The organism is Pseudomonas sp. 06C 126 (assembly GCF_001855215.1).
Lineage (GTDB): Bacteria > Pseudomonadota > Gammaproteobacteria > Pseudomonadales > Pseudomonadaceae > Aquipseudomonas > Aquipseudomonas proteolytica.
This window is the reverse complement of the sequence record NZ_MIFU01000086.1, coordinates 172,554-194,272: the sequence shown is the minus strand read 5'-3', so window position 1 is coordinate 194,272 and position 21,719 is coordinate 172,554. Positions and strand designations below refer to the sequence as shown.

The window sequence follows — 21,719 nt, the reverse complement described above, 5'->3', positions numbered from 1 at the left end:
CATGTCGAACAATGATGAGACGCCCAGCGACTTGATTCGCGCCCGGGACGTCGGCGGGTTCGACGTCTGGTCGCTGCCCAGCTTCGACCCGCATAAGCCCGAACCCGAGCCCGAGCCGGTCGAAGAGACCCCGGTGGAAATGGAAGAAGTGCCCCTGGACGAAGTCCAGCCACTGACCCTCGAAGAGCTCGAAAGCATCCGTCAGGAGGCTTACAACGAAGGCTTCGCCACGGGTGAGAAAGAGGGCTTTCACAGCACCACCCTCAAGGTTCGCCAGGAAGCTGACGCGGCCCTCGCTGTGAAACTGGCCAGCCTCGAACGGCTGATGGGCAACCTGTTCGCGCCGATTGCCGAGCAGGACTCGCAACTGGAAAAAGCCATGGTCGGCCTGGTGGAGCACATCACCCGCCAGGTTATCCAGCGTGAACTGGCGCTGGACTCCAGCCAGATTGAAAGCGTGATGCGCGAAGCCCTCAAGCTGTTGCCCCTGGGCGTCGGCAATGTGCGGCTGTACATCAACCCGCAGGATTTCGAGCAGGTCAAAGCCCTGCGCGAGCGCCATGAGGAAACCTGGCGCATTGTCGAGGATGCCGCGTTGCAGCCCGGTGGTTGCCGGGTCGAGACCGAGCACAGCCGGATCGACGCCACGGTCGAGACGCGTATCACGCAGATCATGGCCAAGCTCTTCGACCAGTTGCACGAACAGGCGCTGCACCCGGCGGCGCCGGACCTGAGCACGGACCTGGACGCGCCTGATGCGCCTTGATCGCACCAGCTTCGCCAAGCGCCTGGGCGGTTATATCGAAGCCACCGAGTTGCCCGGCCAGCCGATCCTGGAAGGCCGCCTGCTGCGCATGGTCGGCCTGACCCTCGAAGCCGAAGGCCTGCGCGCGGCCATGGGCAGCCGCTGCCTGGTGATCAACGATGACAGCTACCACCCGGTGCAGGTGGAGGCGGAAGTCATGGGCTTTTCCGGCAGCAAGATTTTCCTGATGCCGGTCGGCAGCCTCGCCGGTATTGCGCCAGGCGCACGCGTGGTGCCGTTGGCGGATACCGGGCGCCTGCCGATGGGCATGAGCATGCTCGGCCGCGTGCTCGACGGCGCCGGTCGTGCGCTGGACGGCAAGGGCGGGATGAAGGCCGAAGACTGGGTGCCGATGGACGGCCCGACCATCAACCCGCTCAAGCGCAACCCCATCAGCCAGCCGCTGGACGTGGGTATTCGTTGCATCAACGGTTTATTGACGGTCGGTCGCGGCCAGCGCCTGGGCCTGTTTGCCGGTACCGGCGTGGGTAAGAGTGTGCTGCTGGGCATGATGACGCGCTTTACCGAGGCCGACATCATCGTGGTTGGCCTGATCGGTGAGCGGGGCCGTGAGGTCAAGGAGTTCATCGAGCACATCCTCGGTGAAGAGGGCCTCAAGCGGTCCGTGGTGGTGGCGTCCCCGGCGGACGATGCGCCATTGATGCGCCTGCGCGCGGCCATGTATTGCACGCGGATTGCCGAATATTTTCGCGACAAGGGCAAGAATGTCCTGTTGCTGATGGACTCCCTCACGCGTTTCGCCCAGGCCCAGCGGGAAATCGCACTGGCCATTGGCGAGCCGCCCGCCACCAAAGGCTATCCGCCGTCGGTCTTCGCCAAGCTGCCCAAGCTGGTGGAACGTGCCGGTAATGCCGAGGCCGGTGGTGGCTCGATCACCGCGTTCTACACCGTATTGTCCGAAGGCGATGACCAGCAGGACCCGATTGCCGACTCGGCGCGAGGCGTGCTCGATGGGCACATCGTGCTGTCCCGGCGCCTGGCCGAGGAAGGGCACTACCCGGCCATCGATATCGAAGCGTCCATCAGCCGGGTCATGCCCTCGGTGGTCAGCGCCGAGCATATGACCCGTGCCCAGCAGTTCAAACAGTTGTGGTCGCGCTACCAGCAGAGCCGCGACTTGATCAGCGTCGGCGCCTATGTGGCCGGTGGCGACCGCGAGACCGACCTGGCGATTGCCCTGCAACCGCAACTGGTGACCTACCTGCGCCAGGGCCTGAACGACAACATCAGCATGGCCGAAAGTGAAGCGCACCTGGCGTCGGTGTTCGCACCTGCGCCTGGCGGCTAACCCCGCATGGCCAGCAGTCGCGCCGCGCGTCTTGCGCCGGTGGTGGAGATGGCTGAAAGCGCCGAACGCACCGCCGCCCAGCGCCTGGGGCATTTCCAGGGCCAGGTGCGCCTGGCCGAGAGCAAACTGGGCGACCTGGAACGTTTTCGGGGCGAGTACCAGCAGCAGTGGATCGATCGCGGCAGCAAGGGCGTTTCCGGGCAGTGGCTGATGAATTACCAGCACTTTCTCAATCAACTGGAAAGCGCCGTCGGCCAGCAGCGCCAGAGCCTGGCCTGGCACCAGAACAACCTCGACAAGGCCCGCGAAGGCTGGCAACAGGCCTACGCCCGGGTTGAAGGCCTGCGCAAGCTGGTGCAGCGCTACATCGACGAAGCCCGCGCCCTGGAAGACAAGCGCGAGCAGAAGCTGTTGGATGAGCTGTCCCAGCGCTTGCCACGCCAGGATCAGTACTAACCGGACCTAAGGTGCTTTTTGTGGCGAGGGGGCTTGTCCCCCGTTGGGCTGCGCAGCAGCCCCAAGACCTGCCGCCCCGGTCTATCTGAAAAAACTCAGCGGTCTTGTTGGGGCTGCTGCGCAGCCCAGCGGGGACAAGCCCCCTCGCCACAGCAGCACCTTGCCCACTGCCTGATCACCTGCTACACCTTGTTGCACATACCCACGACAAGGAAGCAGTCGTATGTCAGTCGAGTCAGAAGTGTCCCTGGATGGGAAGCAGTTGACGATCGCAATCAAGGGCCGATTCGATTTCGGTAGTCACCAGCCCTTTCGTGATTCCTATGAGCGGTTCTACAAGGTTCCCGATGTCTACGTGGTGGACTTGAAAGAGGCCACCTATCTCGACAGCTCAGCCTTGGGCATGTTGCTGCTGTTGCGTGATCATGCCGGGGGCGATAACGCGGATGTGCGAGTGATCAACAGCAGCTCTGACGTGCGCAAGATCTTCGCCATCTCCAACTTCGACAGACTGTTTGAGATCAGTTGAGCGCCCAGGCCCTCGACACCCTGACCGTGCTGATCGCCGAAGACAGCGCCACTGATCTGCTATTGCTCTCGACCATCGTGCGCCGCCAGGGCCATCACGTGCTGACCGCCAGCAACGGCGCCGAAGCGGTGCAGGTGTTTGCCCGCGACCGCCCGCAGTTGGTGTTGATGGATGCCCTGATGCCGGTGATGGACGGCTTCGAGGCGGCCCGGCAGATCAAGCAACTGGCTGGCGAGGCGCTGGTGCCCATCATTTTCCTCACCTCCCTGCGTGAGAGCGAAGCCCTGGCGCGCTGCCTGGATGCCGGCGGCGACGACTTTCTGGCCAAGCCCTACAACCAGGTCATCCTGGCGGCGAAGATCAACGCCATGGACCGCCTGCGCCGGTTGCAGGCCACGGTCCTCGAGCAGCGCGACCTGATCGCCCGCCACCATGACTACCTGCTGCACGAGCAACGGGTGGCCAAGGCGGTGTTCGACAAAGTCGCCCACTCCGGCTGCATCAACGCGGCCCCGAACATTCGCTACCTGCAATCACCCTATGCGCTGTTCAACGGCGACCTGCTGTTGGCGGCCTACACACCATCGGGGGACATGCACGTGCTGCTGGGGGATTTCACCGGCCATGGTCTGCCGGCGGCCGTCGGCGCGATGCCCCTGGCCGAGGTGTTCTACGGCATGACCGCCAAAGGCTATGGCCTGGCGCAGACCCTGCGGGAGATGAACGCCAAGCTCAAGCGCATCCTGCCGGTGGACATGTTCTGCTGTGCCACGCTGTTGTGCCTCAGTGTGCAGCGGCGGGTAGTAGAGGTATGGAACGGCGGGATGCCCGATGGCTATGTGCACGAAGTGGCCACCGGCAGGCGTACGCCGTTGGTGTCCCGGCATTTGCCGCTGGGCGTGTTGGCGCCCGAGGTCTTTGACGATGGCACTGAAGTCTGGCCGATGGCCCTGGGGGATCGGGTGTTCCTGCTGTCCGATGGGGTGATTGATACGGCGGATGCCAGCGAACAATTGTTTGGGGTGGAACGTTTGCTTGAGGTGTTCGCCGCCAACCGCGAGCCTGAGCGCCTGTTTGAGGAAATCGAACAAGCCCTTGCCGGGTTTCGTGGCCAGGTACGCGATGATGTGAGCCTGGTGGAAATCAGCCTGTTGCCCGGCCAGGTTTTGCATTCTTCGACCATGCAATACACCGACAGTGGGCAGTCGTGCCCGCTGGACTGGTCAGTGAGTTTTGAATTTCGCGCCGAAACCCTAAAACGTTACAACCCGTTGCCGTACTTGCTGCAACTGCTCCTGGAAATCCACGGCCTGCGCGGCCAGAGTGGCGCGCTGTACAGCGTAATGGCCGAGTTGTATTCCAATGCGCTGGAGCATGGCGTGCTGGGCCTGGACTCCCAGCTCAAGCGCGATGTGCAGGGCTTTGCCCGCTACTATCGCCTGCGCAGCGAGCGGCTCGACCAGTTGAACAGTGGTTATGTACGCATACATGTGGATGTGCTGCCGACCGAAGTGGGTGGGCGCCTGAGCCTGCGTATCGAAGACAGCGGTCCGGGCTTTGACGTGGAAGCCATGCTGGCGCGGCCGCTGGATATCGACCGTCTGTCTGGGCGCGGGCTGAACCTGGTCCGGCAACTGAGCAGCGATGTACGCTGGACCGATGGCGGGCGCAGCGTGTGCGTGGAGTTTTGCTGGGTGGCTCTGGCATAATCCGCCGATTCTTGATCAAGGAGCGAGCAAGTGACGCAGATACATATGGACCCTGAAGTGTTGGTGGGTTTGCGGGAAGTGATGGAGGGTGAATACCCCCTTTTGCTCGACACCTTCCTCGATGACTCGCAAAAGCGCGTCGAAGCACTGCGCAAGGCGCGCGATGACGCCAAGGCGCTGGGGCGGATTGCCCACAGCTTCAAGGGCAGCAGCGGCAACCTCGGTGCGGTGCGCCTGGCGCGGCTGTGCCAGCGCCTGGAGGCAGAATCAGCCAAGGCGCAGGTGACCGACCTGGGCAAACTGGTCGACCAGATCGACCACGAGTTTGCCTTGGTCAAGCCGCTGTATGAATCCGAGCGCCAGCGCTTCTAGGGTTGCCCGGGCCGGTTTGCAAAGCTGGCCCGACTTTTGCTCTCTATCTTCTGCCTGCGCCCTCGACCCTGCGCAGCGGAGACCTGAACTATGCCTCTAGCCCCCAACTCGCTCCTGCAGGCCGCCCCCGCGGTCAAGCCGCAGGCTTCCCCCGCCAATGCGCAGGCAACGGCCGCGGACGCGCGGGCCAAAGCGCCAGGCTTTGCACAGGTGTTCGCCAAGGAGTCCAAGGCGGCACCTTCCAAGGCTGTGGAAATGGCGCCCAAGCCCAGCCGCGACAAGCCGGCCGAGGCCAGCGCGAAGAAGGATGTCGGCAACGACAAGCCTGCCGCTGGCACTCCAGCAGTTGCCGATAGCGGCAAGACTTTGCCTGCCAAGCCGCCCGCCAAGGCAGACGCGGCAGCCAGCAGCGATGACGATAAAAGTGCCGACAAGGATCTGGCGCAAGCCCAGCCACCGGCAGTCGACCCGGTGCTCGATCCAGCCGTGATCGCGGCGGTGGCCCCCGCCCCAGTGGCGGCCCAGGCGGGAGTGGCGGATGACGTCAGCACGCCGCTGCTGGTGACCACGCCGCCGGTCACGGAAGAGGTCGCGCCGGCCTTCGACCCCGAAGCCGATCCATTGGACTCGTTGCCGGCGGTGCGCCTGGCGATGGAGCAGGGCGGCCATGTCTCAGCCAGCAGCCAGGCGGCGCAAAAGAACTTGCCGACCCAGGCTGAACCCACCGCCGCGCAGAACTTCACCAACGGCCTGGCGGCCATGGTCGACCAGCAGGCGGCCAAGGACAGCACCGACCAGGGGGGCGAAAAGGCTTTCAGTGGCCTGATCGAAGATGGCCTCAAGGATTTGAAAGGCGCGAGCAGCGACACCCGCGTCGATGACTTCGCCAATCGCCTGGCCGCCTTGACCCAGGCTGCCACGCCCAAGACTGCCAACGCCTTGCCGCTGAACAACCAGCCGCTGGCCATGCACCAGGGTGGCTGGACCGAGGAAGTGGTGAACCGGGTCATGTACCTGTCCAGCGCCAACCTCAAATCTGCCGATATCCAATTGCAGCCGGCCGAACTGGGGCGCCTGGATATCCGCGTGAACATCACCGCCGACCAGCAGGCTCAGGTGAATTTCATGAGTGGCCATGCCGCCGTGCGCGAGGCCCTGGAAAGCCAGTCCGGGCGCCTGCGGGAGATGTTCGCCCAGCAGGGCATGGGCCAGGTTGATGTGAATGTCTCCGACCAGTCCCGTGGCTGGCAGGGCCAGGGCCAGGACCAACAGCAAAACCAGGCCCGTGGTGTCAGCGGCAGTGGTGGGCACAACGATGGGCATGACACCGGCCTTGCCGGCGAAGCCACCGAAGTGGCGGCGCCGATAGCCCAATCCGTCATCGGCTCCAGCGCCGTGGACTACTACGCCTGAAACCTGACCTCTGTGGGAGCTGGCTTGCCTGCGATAGCGGTGGGTCAGCAATATAGCTCGTGCCTGACACACCGCTATCGCAGGCAAGCCAGCTCCCACACTGGTTTTGTAGCGTTGCTGAAAACCGTGACAACTCTGGCATAACACTTGCTCTTGCCTTCCCGTGGATCTATGAAACCCCGAATAGTGACGGATTATTGGCATGGCGAAGAGTGACGACGCAGCAACAGCTCCTGCAGCAGGCAAGGGCAAGCTCAAGATGATCCTGTTGATTGTCCTGGCCTTGTTATTGGCCATCGGCGTATCGGTGGGGGCTACCTGGTACTTTATGCACAGTGCCCAGAGCAAGCCGGTACCTGCGGCCGAGACCGCCAGCAACGTCAAGCAACCGGCAATCTTCGAGCAGATGCTCCCGGCCTTTGTCGCCAACTACAACCAGAACGGTCGACAACGCTACCTGCAGGTGAGTATTTCCCTGCTGGCGCGCAACCAGGCGGACCTCGATGCCCTCAAGGTGCATATGCCGGTGATCCGCAACAACCTGGTGATGCTGTTCTCCGGGCAGAGTTTCGACAGCCTGGCCACCCCGGTGGGCCAGGAAATGCTGCGCCAGAAAGTCACTGCCAGCGTGCAGGAAGTGGCCCAGAAAGAACTGGGCAAAGTCGTGGTCGAGCAGGCGCTCTTCACTAATTTCGTATTGCAGTAGGATCACGACATGGCCGTGCAAGACCTGCTGTCCCAGGATGAAATCGACGCCCTGTTGCATGGCGTCGACGATGGTCTGGTACAGACCGAAATGGCTGCCGAGCCCGGCAGCGTCAAAAGTTATGACCTGACCAGCCAGGATCGCATCGTCCGCGGACGCATGCCGACCCTGGAGATGATCAACGAACGTTTTGCCCGCTACACCCGTATCAGCATGTTCAACATGCTGCGCCGCTCGGCGGACGTGGCAGTGGGCGGCGTGCAGGTAATGAAGTTTGGCGAGTACGTGCATTCGCTGTACGTGCCCACCAGCCTCAACCTGGTGAAGATCAAGCCCCTGCGTGGTACCGCGCTGTTCATCCTCGACGCCAAGCTGGTGTTCAAGCTGGTGGACAACTTCTTTGGCGGCGACGGCCGTCACGCCAAGATCGAAGGCCGTGAATTCACGCCTACCGAACTGCGCGTGGTGCGCATGGTGCTGGAGCAGGCCTTTATCGATTTGAAGGAAGCCTGGCAGGCGATCATGGAAGTCAATTTCGAATACATCAACTCGGAAGTGAACCCGGCCATGGCCAACATCGTCGGGCCCAGCGAAGCCATTGTGGTCTCCACCTTCCACATCGAACTCGATGGCGGTGGCGGCGACCTGCACGTGACCATGCCGTACTCGATGATCGAGCCGGTGCGCGAGATGCTCGATGCGGGCTTCCAGTCCGACCTCGACGACCAGGACGAACGCTGGGTCAAGGCCCTGCGCGAAGACCTGCTGGATGTCGACGTGCCGCTGAGCGCCACCGTGGCGCGTCGCCAATTGCGCCTGCGGGACATTTTGCATATGCAGCCGGGGGATGTGATTCCCGTCGAACTGCCAGACGAATTGATCATGCGCGCCAACGGCGTGCCGTCGTTCAAGGTCAAGCTCGGTTCCCACAAGGGCAACCTGGCGTTGCAAGTGGTCGAGCCGATCAACCGTCGCTGACTCAACCCGATGATGCATCCCTAATTCATGATTTTTGCTGCGCCGAGGACATGTAATGGCTACCGAACACGAAAACACTTCCGCCGAAGACCAGGCCCTGGCTGACGAATGGGCGGCAGCGCTGGAAGAAACCGGCGATGCAGGCCAGGACGATATCGACGCCTTGCTGGCAGCCGACGCCGCCACTGCACCCGTGGGCAACCGCTTGCCTATGGAAGAGTTCGGCAGCGTGCCGAAGAACCATGAGCCGGTATCGCTGGATGGTCCGAACCTGGACGTGATCCTCGATATCCCGGTGTCGATTTCCATGGAAGTGGGCAGTACCGAGATCAATATCCGCAACCTGCTGCAGCTCAACCAGGGGTCGGTGATCGAGCTCGACCGCCTGGCCGGCGAGCCGCTGGATGTGCTGGTCAACGGCACATTGATTGCCCATGGCGAAGTCGTAGTGGTCAACGAGAAGTTCGGCATCCGCCTGACTGACGTGATCAGCCCCAGCGAACGTATCAAGAAGCTTCGCTGAGATGGCGCGCCGCTGGCTGGGACTCGTGTGGGCATTGCCCCTGGGCGTGATGGCGGCTGAACCGGTGGCCCAGGTCGCCGTGCCCGCCGCCGGCGCCAGCGTGACGGGGCAACTGACCCAGTTGGTGCTGGGCCTGTTGCTGGTGGTGGGGCTGATCTTCGTCCTCGCCTGGCTGTTGCGCCGGGTGCAACGCATCGGCCCGGGCAACGCCCAGGTCATTGAACTGGTGGGCTCGCGGGCCTTGGGGCCGCGTGACCGCCTGGTGCTGGTGCAGGTGGGCGAAGAGCAGATCCTGCTCGGCCTCACCCCAGGCCGCATTACCCCGTTGCATGTGCTCAAGCATCCGGTCAGCGTGGCCCAGACCGAGGCCGCCACACCGGAGTTCGCCCAGCGCCTGATGGAGCTGATGGGCAAGGACCAGAAGGATAAGAAGTAATGCGCGTTCTACTGACGCTCATGCTGTTGCTGGCAGCGCCGCTGGCGTTCGGCGCGGACCCGTTGTCGATCCCGGCGATCACCCTGGGCACCAATGCGGCCGGCGCCCAGGAATATTCGGTCAGCCTGCAGATCCTGCTGATCATGACCGCGCTGAGTTTTATCCCGGCGTTCGTCATGCTGATGACCAGCTTCACCCGGATCATTATCGTGTTCTCGATCCTGCGCCAGGCCCTGGGGCTGCAGCAGACCCCCTCGAACCAGATCCTCACCGGCATGGCGCTGTTCCTGACGCTGTTCATCATGGCGCCGGTGTTCGACAAGGTGAACCAGCAAGCCCTGCAACCCTACCTGGCAGAGAAAATGACGGCCCAGGACGCGGTGGAAAAGGCCCAGGGCCCGATCAAGGACTTTATGCTGTCGCAGACCCGGTCCAGCGACCTGGAGCTGTTCGTGCGCCTGTCCAAGCGCACTGACATCGCCAGCCCGGACCAGGCACCCTTGACCATCCTGGTGCCGGCGTTTGTCACCTCCGAGCTCAAGACCGCGTTCCAGATCGGCTTCATGATCTTTATCCCGTTCCTGATCATCGACCTGGTGGTGGCCAGTGTGCTGATGGCCATGGGTATGATGATGCTGTCGCCGCTGATCATTTCGCTGCCGTTCAAGATCATGCTGTTTGTATTGGTGGATGGTTGGGCGCTGATTATCGGCACCCTGGCCGGCAGTTTCGGAGGGGTATAGCGCCATGACTCCAGAAGTCGCCGTCGACCTGTTTCGTGAAGCACTGTGGCTGACCACCCTGATGGTCGCCGTGCTGGTGGTGCCCAGCCTGTTGGTGGGTTTGCTGGTGGCGATGTTCCAGGCTGCCACGCAGATCAACGAACAAACCTTGAGCTTCCTTCCTCGCCTGCTGGTGATGCTGGTGACGCTGATCGTTGCCGGCCCCTGGCTGGTGCAGACCTTCATGGAATACATCCTGCAGTTGTACGGCAGTATTCCGCAGTTGATCGGCTGACCTGATGCAGTCCTTGCTGGCGTTGACCGACACCCAGATCAGCACCTGGGTGGCTGCGTTCATCCTGCCGCTGTTTCGGGTGGGCGCCTTGCTGATGACCATGCCGGTGATCGGTACCACGCTGGTTCCCAAGCGCGTACGCCTGTTTTTCACGGTAGCGATTACGGTGGTCATCGTGCCGACGTTGCCAGCGATGCCGCCGGTCAACGCCCTGGACCTCAGTGCGCTGTTGCTGATCGCCGAACAGATCCTGATCGGCGCCTTGATGGGCTTCTCCCTGACCCTGTTCTTCCAGGCCTTCGTGATTGCCGGGCAAATCGTCTCGATCCAGATGGGTATGGGCTTCGCTTCCATGGTCGACCCCACCAACGGCGTATCGGTGGCGGTGATCGGGCAGTTCCTGACCATGCTGGTGACCTTGCTGTTTCTGGCAATGAACGGCCATCTGGTGGCGTTCGAGATCCTCACCGAGAGCTTCACCACGTTACCGGTGGGCGAGGGCTTGATCGTCAATCACTTCTGGGAAGTGGTCGGCCGCCTCAGTTGGGTGCTGGGCGCCGCGTTGCTGCTGGTGCTGCCAGCGATCACCGCGTTGCTGGTGGTCAACATTGCGTTCGGCGTGATGACCCGCGCTGCGCCGCAGTTGAACATCTTCGCCATTGGTTTCCCGCTGACCCTGGTGTTGGGCCTGGGGATTTTCTGGGTCGGCCTGGCCGACATTCTCAATCAGTATCAACCGCTGGCCAGTGACGCCTTGCAGTTCTTACGTGATCTGGCACGGGCGCGCTGAGCCATGGCCGAGAGCGAGAGTGGTCAGGACAAAACAGAAGACCCCACGGAGAAACGTAAAAAGGACTCCAGGGAAAAGGGCGAGATTGCCCGCTCCAAAGAGCTCAACACCCTCGCGGTGATGCTCGCCGGTGCCGGTGGCCTGCTGATCTACGGCGGCGGCCTGGCCCAGGACCTGATGGAAATCATGAAGCACAACTTCTCCCTGCCCCGGGAAGTGCTGCTGGACCCGCGTGCCATGGGCATCTACCTGCTGCACTCAGGGAAGATCGCGATCCTTGCCGCGCAACCGGTGCTGATCACCTTGCTCCTGGCGGCGATCATCGGGCCGATCTCCTTGGGCGGCTGGCTGTTTGCAGCCGGCAGCCTGGCGCCAAAATTCAGCCGGATGAACCCCGGTGCCGGGATCAAGCGCATGTTCTCCGCCAAGGCCGTGGTGGAGCTGCTCAAGGCCTTGGCGAAATTCTTTATCATCCTGTTCGTGGCACTGGTGGTGTTGAAGTCAGATATCGACGACCTGCTGCGTATCGCCCATGAGCCGCTGGACCTGGCAATCATCCATAGCGTGCAGTTGGTGGGGTGGAGCTCATTGTGGATGGCCTGCGGGCTGATCCTGATTGCAGCGGTGGATGCGCCGATCCAGCTGTGGGAAAGCCACAAGAAACTGCTGATGACCAAGCAGGAAGTGCGCGACGAGCACAAGGACCAGGAAGGCAAGCCGGAAGTGAAGCAGCGCATCCGCCAGCTGCAGCGCGAGATGTCCCAGCGCAAGATGATGGCTTCGGTGCCCGATGCCGACGTGGTCATCACCAACCCGACCCACTATGCCGTGGCGCTCAAATACGACGCCGAGAAGGGCGGTGCGCCGCTATTGCTGGCCAAGGGTAGTGACTTCACGGCGCTGAAAATCCGCGAAATCGCCCAGGCCAACGACATCCTGCTGCTGGAGTCACCGGCGCTGGCGCGTTCGATCTTCTACTCAACCGACCTTGACCATGAAATCCCGGCCGGGCTGTACCTGGCGGTGGCGCAGGTACTGGCCTACGTCTACCAGATCCGCCAATACCGTGCGGGGAAGGGCAAGCGTCCGGATCCGCTCAAGGATTTGCCGATTCCGCCGGATTTGCAGCGCGACTCCTGAGCTGCGTTGTGCATTCCCTGACGCCATCGCGGGCAAGCCCGACTCCCACAGTTGATTGCATTTCAATGTGGGAGCCGGGCTTGCCCGCGATGGCGTCGAAACAGGCAATCCGATCTTCAGCCAGTTACCGTTCGTCCAGCGTTCCTCCCAACCTGTCAACTTTGACAGTAGCCGGCACTCGCGTAGCGCGCTTTGATAGGCCGTGAAGAATGGGCTGATCCGGGAGACGGGCAATGGCAACGGGCACAGTGAAGTGGTTCAACGATTCAAAGGGCTTTGGCTTCATTACGCAAGACGGTGGGGGAGAGGATCTGTTTGTTCACTTTTCCGGCATTGTCGGTAGTGGTCACAGAGCTCTGGCAGAGGGCCAAAAGGTCGAGTTCAATGTCATCGAGGGTCCAAAGGGCAAGCAAGCGGCAGACGTCAGGCCGCTCTAGCCAGCATCCTGGCGTACCACCGATAGTCCTCAAGCAAAAGTTGGAAGGCTTCTTGCAACAGCGCCTTCAAGTCGCCTCCTGGCGTCAAAGTTTTGCTTCAAGGGACACGAGGAATACCGGTGGATCGCTCTAATATGTTCAGCACAGCCCGTGGCACCCTGACAGACCTCTCGCGAGGCAATCTGGGTGTGCCGCTGTTGCTGCTGGTGATGTTGGCAATGATGATGTTGCCGATGCCGCCGTTCCTGCTGGACGTGTTCTTCACCTTCAACATTGCCCTGTCGATCGTCGTGCTGCTGGTCTGCGTCTATGCGCTGCGGCCGTTGGATTTCGCGGTCTTCCCTACCATTTTGCTGGTTGCCACGCTACTGCGCCTGGCCCTTAACGTGGCCTCCACGCGGGTGGTCATGTTGCACGGCCAGGACGGTCACGCTGCGGCGGGCAAGGTGATCCAGGCCTTCGGCGAGGTGGTGATCGGCGGTAACTACGTGGTCGGTATCGTGGTGTTTGCGATCCTGATGATCATCAACTTCGTGGTAGTGACCAAGGGTGCCGGGCGCATCTCCGAGGTGAGCGCGCGGTTTACCCTCGACGCGATGCCCGGCAAGCAAATGGCAATCGACGCCGACCTCAACGCTGGCCTGATCGACCAGAACCAGGCCAAGGCCCGCCGTTCCGAGGTGGCCCAGGAAGCCGAGTTCTACGGCTCCATGGACGGTGCGAGCAAGTTCGTGCGCGGCGACGCCATCGCCGGCTTGCTGATTCTGTTTATCAACCTGATCGGCGGCATGGCGGTGGGGATCTTCCAGCACGGCATGACTTTCGGCGATGCGGGCAAGGTGTACGCCCTGCTGACCATCGGTGACGGATTAGTGGCGCAATTGCCATCACTGTTGTTATCAACAGCTGCGGCGATCATGGTGACCCGTGCGTCCGGCTCCGAAGACATGGGCAAGCAGATCAACCGCCAGATGTTCGCCTCGCCCAAGGCCCTGGCCGTGGCGGCCGGCATCATGGCGATCATGGGCATCGTGCCGGGCATGCCGCATTTCTCGTTCCTGAGCATGGCCGCCCTGGCCGCTGGCGGCGCGTACCTGTTCTGGAAGAAGCAGAACACGGTCAAGGTCCAGGCCTTGAAAGAGGTGGAACGCCAGCAGGACTTGCTGCCGTCGCCGGCCCGTGCCCAGGAAACCAAGGAGTTGGGCTGGGATGACGTGACGCCCATCGACATGATCGGCCTGGAAGTCGGCTACCGCCTGATCCCCCTGGTGGACCGCAACCAGGGCGGCCAGTTGTTGGCGCGGATCAAGGGTGTGCGCAAGAAGTTGTCCCAGGACCTGGGCTTTTTGATGCCCACCGTGCATATCCGCGACAACCTCGACCTGGCCCCCAGTGCCTATCGCCTGACGCTGATGGGCGTGACCCTGGCCGAAGCCGAGATCTACCCCGACCGCGAGTTGGCAATCAACCCCGGGCAGGTATTTGGCACCCTGAGCGGCATAACCGCCAAAGATCCGGCTTTTGGCCTGGACGCGGTGTGGATCGAAGTCAGCCAGCGGAGCCAGGCACAATCGCTGGGTTACACCGTGGTCGACGCCAGCACCGTGGTTGCCACGCACCTCAACCAGATTCTGTACAAACACTCCCACGAGCTGATTGGCCACGAAGAAGTCCAGCAACTCATGCAATTGCTGGCCAAAGCCTCGCCTAAACTGGCCGAAGAGCTGGTGCCGGGGGTGTTGTCGCTGTCGCAACTGCTCAAGGTTTTGCAGGCGCTGTTGGCCGAACAGGTGCCGGTGCGCGATATTCGCAGCATTGCCGAGGCTGTCGCCAACAATGCTGCCAAGAGTCAAGATACTGCCGCGCTGGTGGCGGCGGTACGCGTCGGTTTGTCGCGTGCCATCGTCCAAAGCATTGTAGGGCTTGACTCTGAGCTGCCTGTAATCACCTTGGAACCAAGGTTGGAACAAATATTGCTCAATAGTATCCAGAAGGCCGGACAAGGCCAGGAAGAGGGCGTCTTGCTGGAGCCAAGCATGGCTGAAAAGCTCCAGCGTTCGTTGATCGACGCCGCACAACGTCAGGAAATGCAGGGCCAACCGGTGATTCTGCTGGTAGCCGGCCCCGTCCGGGCGATGTTGTCGCGGTTTGGACGCCTGGCAGTACCGAATTTGCACGTATTGGCTTATCAGGAAATTCCTGACAACAAGCAAGTGACTATCGTCGCGACAGTAGGGCCCAACGGCTGAGGTAGTGGGTTATGCAAGTAAAGCGTTTTTTCGCCGCCGATATGCGTCAGGCCATGAAGCTGGTTCGTGATGAACTGGGCGCCGACGCAGCGATTATCGGTAACCGTCGCATTGCCGGCGGTGTCGAGCTGACGGCTGCCCTGGATTACAAACCCCAGGCCTTGGCGCCGCGCGTGCCAAACATGGAACTCGAAGACGAGTTGCGCAAGACCGCCTCGCGCATTGTCTCGGCCCAGGCCGAGCTGAGCATGCGTGGCGACAGCGATGCGACCACCAACCGCCAACTGTTTGCCGGCCTGCCGCTGACCGCGGCCGAGCCCCTGGTGGAGCCGACCTTCGTCGAGCCGCCGCGCCCTGCTGCGCCGGCGCCGGCTGCGGCGGTCGACCAGCGCGTGTTCGACTCGATGCGCTTTGAACTCAACGGCCTGCGCGAGCTGCTGGAAGTGCAGTTGGGCTCGCTGGCCTGGAACCAGTTGCAAGGCAGCAAGCCGCAACAGGCCAACCTCTGGCGTCGCCTGCAACGCATCGGCTTGTCCGGCCCGTTGTCGCGTGACCTGCTGGAGCTGACCACCGGTATCGAAGAACCTCGCCAGGCCTGGCGCATGCTGCTGGCCCACTTGGCGCGGATGATCCAGACCCCGGAAATCGAACCCCTTGAAGAAGGTGGCGTGATTGCCATGGTCGGCCCTGCCGGCATGGGCAAGACCACCACCCTGGCCAAGCTGGCCGCCCGTTATGTACTCAAGTACGGCGCCCACAATATTGCCCTGGTGAGCATGGACAGCTACCGCATCGGTGCCCAGGAGCAGCTCAAGACTTTGGGCCGCATCCTCAATGTGCCGGTGACCCATGTCGACCCGGGCCAATCCCTGGCCAACGCCCTCGACCCGCTGCTGCGCAAGCGCGTGGTGCTGATCGATACCGCCGGCCTGCAAGCCAGCGATCCGGCGTTGCGCATGCAACTGGAAAGCCTGGCCGGGCGTGGGATCAAGTCGAAAAATTACCTGGTACTTGCAACAACCAGCCAAAAACAGGTTCTGACTGCTGCGTACCACAGCTACAAGCGTTGCGGGCTGGCCGGTTGCATCCTGACTAAGCTGGATGAAACGGCAAGCCTGGGCGAAGTGTTGAGCCTTGCCATCAGCCATGAACTACCGGTCGCCTACCTGACCGACGGGCCGCGGATCCCGGATGACTTGCATCTGCCGCGCCGTCATCAGTTGGTCAGCCGTGCAGTCAGTGTGCAAATGCAGGACGAACCCAGTGAAGAGGCGATGGCGGATATGTTCGCCGACCTCTATCACAACCCAGCCAAGCGGGTCGGCTGAAGGCAACATGAAACACAGTGCAATGTACCTACATCGATGGTCTGCTACCGCGGCCACCCTATGTAGCCTGCGGCTAAGCAAGACAAGGTAAAGAAAGAACATGGGCAGCATGCATCCCGTACAGGTGATCGCGGTGACCGGCGGCAAAGGTGGCGTCGGGAAAACTAACGTGTCAGTGAATTTGTCCCTGGCCCTGGCAGAGCTTGGCCGCCGCGTCATGCTGCTGGATGCCGACCTGGGCCTGGCGAACGTTGACGTTCTGCTGGGACTGACGCCCAAACACACCCTGGCCGATGTCATCGAGGGCCGCTGTGAGCTGCGCGACGTGCTGTTGCAGGGGCCAGGGGGGATTCGTATCGTCCCGGCCGCCTCCGGCACCCAGAGCATGGTGCATCTGAGCCCGGCGCAGCATGCCGGCCTGATCCAGGCCTTCAGTGATATCGGCGACAACCTCGACGTGCTGGTGATCGACACCGCCGCCGGGATCGGCGAGTCGGTGGTCAGCTTCGTACGCGCCGCGCAGGAAGTGTTGCTGGTGGTCTGCGACGAACCCACCTCGATTACCGACGCCTACGCCCTGATCAAGCTGCTCAACCGCGACTACGGCATGAACCGCTTCCGCGTGCTGGCCAACATGGCCCAGAGCCCGCAAGAGGGGCGCAACCTGTTCGCCAAGTTGACCAAGGTCACGGATCGCTTCCTCGATGTCGCCTTACAATACGTCGGCGCAGTTCCCTATGACGAGTGTGTGCGCAAGGCTGTGCAAAAGCAGCGTGCAGTCTATGAAGCGTTCCCTCGTTCGAAATGCGCGTTGGCGTTCAAGGCAATTGCTCAGAAGGTCGATACCTGGCCACTGCCCGCCAATCCCCGGGGGCATCTGGAGTTTTTCGTCGAGCGATTGGTGCATCAGACGAGTGCAGGACCGGTGCTATGACAGCCAGCGGCTACAACCTTTACAAAAAATCAGCGCGTGACAGCCAGGGCGAATTGATCGAGCGCTATGCGCCTCTGGTCAAGCGCATTGCCTACCACCTGCTGGCACGCCTGCCCGCCAGTGTCCAGGTCGAAGACCTGATCCAGGCGGGGATGATCGGCCTGCTCGAAGTGTCGACCAAGTACGACGCGAGCAAGGGTGCGAGTTTCGAGACGTATGCGGGTATCCGCATCCGTGGCGCGATGCTCGATGAAGTGCGTAAAGGTGATTGGGCGCCGCGTTCGGTCCACCGCAATACCCGGATGGTGAGTGACGCAATTCGCTCAATTGAAGCAAAAACCGGTCGCGACGCTAAAGATCACGAAGTTGCGGCCGAACTCCAATTGAGTCTCGACGATTACTACGGGATTTTGAACGATACCTTGGGCAGCCGCCTGTTCAGTTTCGACGACCTGCTACAGGACGGCGAACATGAAGGGCTGCACGAGGACGGCGCGAGCGCTCACCAGGAGCCTTCACGCGACCTGGAAGATGAACGCTTCCAGGGCGCCCTGGCAGAGGCGATTGCCAACCTGCCGGAGCGTGAGCGGCTGGTGTTGGCGCTGTACTACGACGAAGAGCTGAACCTCAAGGAAATCGGTGAGGTCCTGGGGGTCAGCGAATCGCGGGTCAGCCAGCTACATAGCCAATGCGCGGCCCGCTTGCGGGGGCGTTTGGGAGAGTGGCGAGCGCGCTGACAGGCAGTGTGGGGACACTGTGAGCGATAACCGCCAGGGCGCAAGCCGGGCGGGAGCGGCTCGTGGTGCGCCCCGGCAGTCCTTTTTGTGTAATGCCTGTTGAATGATATGGCGCGCCCAGGTGCTGGACGCGTTTAAGACTGCTTGGAGGTCGAATTGGACAAGAACATGAAAATCCTCATCGTTGATGACTTCTCAACGATGCGGCGGATCATAAAAAACCTGTTGCGTGACCTTGGGTTCACTAACACGGTCGAGGCGGATGACGGTATTACGGCGATTCCGATCCTCAACAGCGGGAGCATCGACTTTCTGGTAACCGACTGGAACATGCCTGGCATGACCGGTATCGATCTGCTGCGCCATGTGCGCGCCGATGAAAAACTGCGCAATCTTCCGGTGTTGATGGTGACCGCCGAAGCCAAGCGTGAACAGATCATTGAAGCCGCCCAGGCTGGGGTCAACGGCTACGTGGTCAAGCCATTCACTGCATTGGCGTTGAAAGAGAAGATCGAAAAGATCTTTGAACGCATCCACGGTTGATGTCGCCACGGGGGAGCTATGGAGCATAAAGAAACATCGCAGGGGGACTTTGAGTCGACCTTGAAAAAACACGCTCACCAGTTGGTCGACAGCCTTGAAAAAGGCCAGTTTGGCGACGCGGTGCAGTTGATCCATGAGCTCAACCAGACCCGCGACCGCGGCCTGTACCAGGAGGTGGGCAAGCTCACCCGTGAGTTGCACAGTGCGATCGTCAATTTCCAGATCGACCCGCACATGCCCCAGGCCGAGGAAATCTCGCAGATCACCGATGCCACCGAACGCCTGTCCTATGTGGTCAGGCTGACTGAGGCGGCAGCCAATCGCACCATGGACCTGGTGGAAAACGCCACGCCTCTGGTGAACGGCATGGCCAATGAGGCCAAGGCGTTGAGCGCTGACTGGGGGCGCTTCATGCGTCGCGAAGTAGGCGCAGAAGAATTTCGTGACCTGGCGCGTCGGGTCGAAGGTTTTCTGTCACGCAGCGAGCAGGAAAACCGTACGGTTTCCAGCAACCTCAATGACATTCTGCTGGCCCAGGATTACCAGGACCTCACCGGTCAGGTGATCAAGCGCGTGACCCTGCTGGTCACTGAAGTGGAAAGCAACTTGCTCAAGCTGGTGCTGATGGCTGGCCAGGTCGACCGTTTTGCCGGCATCGAACATGACCGCGAAGCGATCCTCTCGGAAAAAGATCCACAAAAACACCTCGCCAAGGGTGAAGGTCCGCAGATTCATGCCGATAAACGTGAAGACGTTATGTCAGGTCAAGATGACGTAGACGATTTGCTGTCCAGTTTAGGCTTTTAGGTCCTGATAACGGCAAATGACGGTCGCGCCGCGCCCCGCAAGGCGCAAGACTAGGCATGAGGAGAGAAGTTTGGTTTTTCCAAATGAACGACGAATAACGACGGATTGCGCCTTGCGGGGCGCGGCCCTCCGGGTTGGAGCTGTGAGCGCGCCATGCTGCGTTGCGGAACTTGACAAGGAAACAACCCTTGCCTGCGTTCCGCGCCTTGCCTGGCCCGCTCACAGCTCCAACGCGATCCGCCATTTGCCGTTATCAGGACCTAAAGGAGCACGTATATGAGCTTCGGCGCCGATGAAGAAATCCTTCAGGATTTCCTTGTAGAGGCCGGCGAAATTCTAGAGCAGTTGTCCGAGCAACTGGTCGAGCTGGAAAGCCGACCGGATGATGCGAACCTGCTCAATGCAATTTTTCGCGGTTTTCACACTGTAAAAGGGGGCGCCGGCTTCCTCCAGCTCCATGAGCTGGTGGAGTGCTGCCACATCGCCGAAAACGTGTTCGACATCCTGCGCAAGGGTGAGCGGCACGTTGATTCGGAATTGATGGACGTGATCCTCGAAGCCCTGGACGCGGTCAACGGCATGTTCAATGAAGTGCGTGAACGCGCACCGATTACTGCCGCCACCCCGGAACTGCTGGCCGCCCTGGCGCGCCTGGCAGAACCTGCCGCCCTGGCCGCCGCCCCGGTGGTTGAAGCGGCGCCTGAACCGGTTGCCGAACCCGACGTTACCGACAGCGAATTCGAACAACTGCTGGACTCCCTCAATGCCGTCAAGGCCGAGGCCGAAGCACCGGCAGCGGCTGCGCCGGCCATGGTGCCGACCAGCGAAGACATCACCGACGCCGAGTTCGAGTCCTTGCTCGACCAGTTGCACGGCAAGGGCCAGTTCGCGCCGGACGCCGTGGCGGCCACACCGCCGCCTGTGGAGGCTGCTGCGCCAGCGGCCAGCACCGATATCACCGACGACGAATTTGAAGCGCTGCTCGATCAGTTGCATGGCAAGGGCTCGTTTGCTGCCGATGCGTTGCCGGCAGTTGCGGCGGCGGCTGCACCTGCTGCACCCGCTGCTGCGGCGCCTGCTGTTGCACCGGCGGCGGATGGCCTGATCACCGACCACGAATTCGAATCCCTGCTGGACGAATTGCACGGCAAGGGCAAGTTCTCTGAAGTGGCGCCTGCCGCCACAGCCACCGCGACCGCTACAGCAGCGGTGGCCAAACCGGCACCCGCTGCCGCCAAGGCCGCTGCACCGGCTCCAGCACGTGCCGCCGCCCCGGCGCCAGCCCGCGCGCCGGCCGCTGCCGAAAAAGCCCCGGCCAGTGAAGCCGAAACCACCGTGCGGGTAGATACCGCGCGCCTGGACGACATCATGAACATGGTCGGCGAACTGGTGCTGGTGCGTAACCGCCTGGTGCGCCTGGGCTTGAACAGTGGCGACGAAGCCATGCAAAAGGCCGTGTCGAACCTCGACGTGGTCACTGCCGACCTGCAGACCGCGGTGATGAAGACGCGCATGCAGCCGATCAAGAAGGTCTTCGGGCGCTTCCCGCGCCTGGTCCGTGACTTGGCCCGGCAGTTGAAAAAAGAGATCGCCCTGGAACTGGTGGGCGAAGAAACCGACCTCGACAAAAACCTGGTCGAGGCCCTGGCCGACCCGCTGGTCCACTTGGTGCGCAACGCGGTTGACCACGGTGTGGAAACCCCGGAAGAGCGCGAAGCCAGCGGCAAGCCGCGCCTGGGCAAAGTGATTCTGGCGGCCGAACAGGAAGGCGACCATATCCTGCTGTCGATCACCGATGACGGCAAAGGCATGGACTCCAATATCCTGCGCGGCATCGCGGTCAAGCGCGGCGTCATGGACAAGGACGCGGCCGACCGCCTGACCGATACCGAGTGCTACAACCTGATTTTTGCCCCGGGCTTCTCGACCAAGACCGAGATTTCCGACGTGTCCGGCCGTGGCGTGGGCATGGACGTGGTGAAGACCAAGATCAGCCAGCTCAACGGCTCGATCAATATTTACTCGACCAAGGGCCAGGGCTCGAAGATCGTCATCAAGGTGCCGTTGACCCTGGCGATCATGCCGACCCTGATGGTGATGCTGGGCAACCAGGCGTTCGCCTTCCCGCTGGTCAACGTCAACGAGATCTTCCACCTCGACCTGTCGCGCACCAATGTGGTCGACGGCCAGGAAGTGGTGATCGTGCGGGACAAGGCCCTGCCTTTGTTCTACCTCAAGCGTTGGCTGGTGGCATCCGCCGCTCATGAAGAGCAGCGCGAAGGCCACGTGGTGATCCTGTCCGTGGGCACCCAGCGTATCGGCTTTGTCGTCGATCAACTGGTTGGCCAGGAAGAAGTGGTCATCAAGCCATTGGGCAAGATGCTGCAAGGAACGCCAGGCATGTCGGGTGCGACCATTACCGGTGACGGTCGGATCGCGCTGATTCTCGATGTTCCGAGCATGCTCAAGCGTTACGCCGCACGGCGTATTTGATTCGGCCC

The 21,719-nt window shown here is 61.7% G+C and carries 23 protein-coding genes; all 23 read left to right on the top strand.

Annotation, left to right across the window (positions count from 1 at the left end; translation table 11 throughout):
- Position 1: 1 nt before the first annotated feature.
- Positions 2-766, top strand: a complete 765-nt coding sequence (fliH, locus tag BHC62_RS15200; protein WP_029292516.1) for a flagellar assembly protein FliH — start codon at positions 2-4, stop codon at positions 764-766.
- Positions 756-2,114 carry a flagellar protein export ATPase FliI gene (gene fliI, locus BHC62_RS15195; protein ID WP_029292518.1) on the top strand — a complete coding sequence of 453 codons (1,359 nt, stop codon included), beginning with the start codon at positions 756-758 and terminating at the stop codon, positions 2,112-2,114. Before fliH ends, fliI begins: the two co-directional genes overlap by 11 nt.
- A gap of 6 nt (positions 2,115-2,120) precedes the next feature.
- Entirely contained in the window at positions 2,121-2,570 is a 450-nt protein-coding gene (gene fliJ / locus BHC62_RS15190; RefSeq protein ID WP_029292520.1) for a flagellar export protein FliJ, read from the top strand.
- A 223-nt stretch (positions 2,571-2,793) separates the two neighbouring features.
- Entirely contained in the window at positions 2,794-3,099 is a 306-nt protein-coding gene (locus BHC62_RS15185) for an STAS domain-containing protein (RefSeq protein WP_070995425.1), read from the top strand.
- Positions 3,096-4,808, top strand: coding sequence for a fused response regulator/phosphatase (locus BHC62_RS15180; protein WP_070995424.1), 1,713 nt, complete (start codon positions 3,096-3,098; stop codon positions 4,806-4,808). The genes BHC62_RS15185 and BHC62_RS15180 overlap by 4 nt, the downstream gene beginning before the upstream one ends.
- A 30-nt stretch (positions 4,809-4,838) precedes the next feature.
- Positions 4,839-5,180 carry an Hpt domain-containing protein gene (locus BHC62_RS15175; protein WP_029292526.1) on the top strand — a complete coding sequence of 114 codons (342 nt, stop codon included), beginning with the start codon at positions 4,839-4,841 and terminating at the stop codon, positions 5,178-5,180.
- 90 nt (positions 5,181-5,270) lie between these two features.
- Complete coding sequence (locus BHC62_RS15170) at positions 5,271-6,593, top strand: flagellar hook-length control protein FliK (protein WP_070995423.1); 1,323 nt, start codon at positions 5,271-5,273, stop codon at positions 6,591-6,593.
- A 202-nt stretch (positions 6,594-6,795) separates the two neighbouring features.
- On the top strand, positions 6,796-7,299 hold the full coding sequence (gene fliL, locus BHC62_RS15165; protein ID WP_029292530.1) for a flagellar basal body-associated protein FliL: 504 nt from the start codon (positions 6,796-6,798) through the stop codon (positions 7,297-7,299).
- A 9-nt stretch (positions 7,300-7,308) separates the two neighbouring features.
- Entirely contained in the window at positions 7,309-8,277 is a 969-nt protein-coding gene (gene fliM, locus BHC62_RS15160) for a flagellar motor switch protein FliM (protein WP_029292532.1), read from the top strand.
- Positions 8,278-8,332: 55 nt separating this feature from the next.
- Complete coding sequence (gene fliN / locus BHC62_RS15155; RefSeq protein ID WP_029292534.1) at positions 8,333-8,800, top strand: flagellar motor switch protein FliN; 468 nt, start codon at positions 8,333-8,335, stop codon at positions 8,798-8,800.
- A gap of 1 nt (position 8,801) precedes the next feature.
- Positions 8,802-9,236: a flagellar biosynthetic protein FliO gene (gene fliO, locus BHC62_RS15150; protein WP_029292536.1), complete on the top strand. Its 435-nt coding sequence runs from the start codon at positions 8,802-8,804 to the stop codon at positions 9,234-9,236.
- A complete protein-coding gene (gene fliP, locus BHC62_RS15145) occupies positions 9,236-9,979 on the top strand; it encodes a flagellar type III secretion system pore protein FliP (protein WP_029292538.1) in 744 nt (247 codons plus the stop codon). Before fliO ends, fliP begins: the two co-directional genes overlap by 1 nt.
- Before the next feature lie 4 nt (positions 9,980-9,983).
- Complete coding sequence (gene fliQ, locus BHC62_RS15140; RefSeq protein WP_003192936.1) at positions 9,984-10,253, top strand: flagellar biosynthesis protein FliQ; 270 nt, start codon at positions 9,984-9,986, stop codon at positions 10,251-10,253.
- A 4-nt stretch (positions 10,254-10,257) separates the two neighbouring features.
- Positions 10,258-11,043: a flagellar biosynthetic protein FliR gene (gene fliR, locus BHC62_RS15135; protein WP_029292545.1), complete on the top strand. Its 786-nt coding sequence runs from the start codon at positions 10,258-10,260 to the stop codon at positions 11,041-11,043.
- A gap of 3 nt (positions 11,044-11,046) precedes the next feature.
- Positions 11,047-12,183 carry a flagellar biosynthesis protein FlhB gene (flhB, locus tag BHC62_RS15130; protein WP_029292547.1) on the top strand — a complete coding sequence of 379 codons (1,137 nt, stop codon included), beginning with the start codon at positions 11,047-11,049 and terminating at the stop codon, positions 12,181-12,183.
- 233 nt (positions 12,184-12,416) lie between these two features.
- Positions 12,417-12,620, top strand: a complete 204-nt coding sequence (locus tag BHC62_RS15125) for a cold-shock protein (RefSeq protein WP_070995422.1) — start codon at positions 12,417-12,419, stop codon at positions 12,618-12,620.
- 134 nt (positions 12,621-12,754) lie between these two features.
- A complete protein-coding gene (flhA, locus tag BHC62_RS15120; RefSeq protein WP_169852090.1) occupies positions 12,755-14,869 on the top strand; it encodes a flagellar biosynthesis protein FlhA in 2,115 nt (704 codons plus the stop codon).
- Positions 14,870-14,880: 11 nt separating this feature from the next.
- Positions 14,881-16,197 (top strand): flagellar biosynthesis protein FlhF, encoded by a 1,317-nt coding sequence (gene flhF, locus BHC62_RS15115; RefSeq protein ID WP_029292553.1) that lies wholly within the window; start codon positions 14,881-14,883, stop codon positions 16,195-16,197.
- A gap of 100 nt (positions 16,198-16,297) precedes the next feature.
- On the top strand, positions 16,298-17,131 hold the full coding sequence (gene fleN, locus BHC62_RS15110; RefSeq protein WP_003192912.1) for a flagellar synthesis regulator FleN: 834 nt from the start codon (positions 16,298-16,300) through the stop codon (positions 17,129-17,131).
- Positions 17,128-17,868, top strand: coding sequence for an RNA polymerase sigma factor FliA (fliA, locus tag BHC62_RS15105; protein ID WP_029292560.1), 741 nt, complete (start codon positions 17,128-17,130; stop codon positions 17,866-17,868). Before fleN ends, fliA begins: the two co-directional genes overlap by 4 nt.
- 168 nt (positions 17,869-18,036) lie before the next feature.
- Complete coding sequence (locus BHC62_RS15100) at positions 18,037-18,411, top strand: chemotaxis response regulator CheY (RefSeq protein ID WP_162473193.1); 375 nt, start codon at positions 18,037-18,039, stop codon at positions 18,409-18,411.
- Positions 18,412-18,429: 18 nt separating this feature from the next.
- Complete coding sequence (locus tag BHC62_RS15095) at positions 18,430-19,218, top strand: protein phosphatase CheZ (RefSeq protein ID WP_029292564.1); 789 nt, start codon at positions 18,430-18,432, stop codon at positions 19,216-19,218.
- Between the two features lie 276 nt (positions 19,219-19,494).
- Entirely contained in the window at positions 19,495-21,711 is a 2,217-nt protein-coding gene (locus tag BHC62_RS15090; protein WP_070995421.1) for a chemotaxis protein CheA, read from the top strand.
- Positions 21,712-21,719 lie beyond the last annotated feature (8 nt).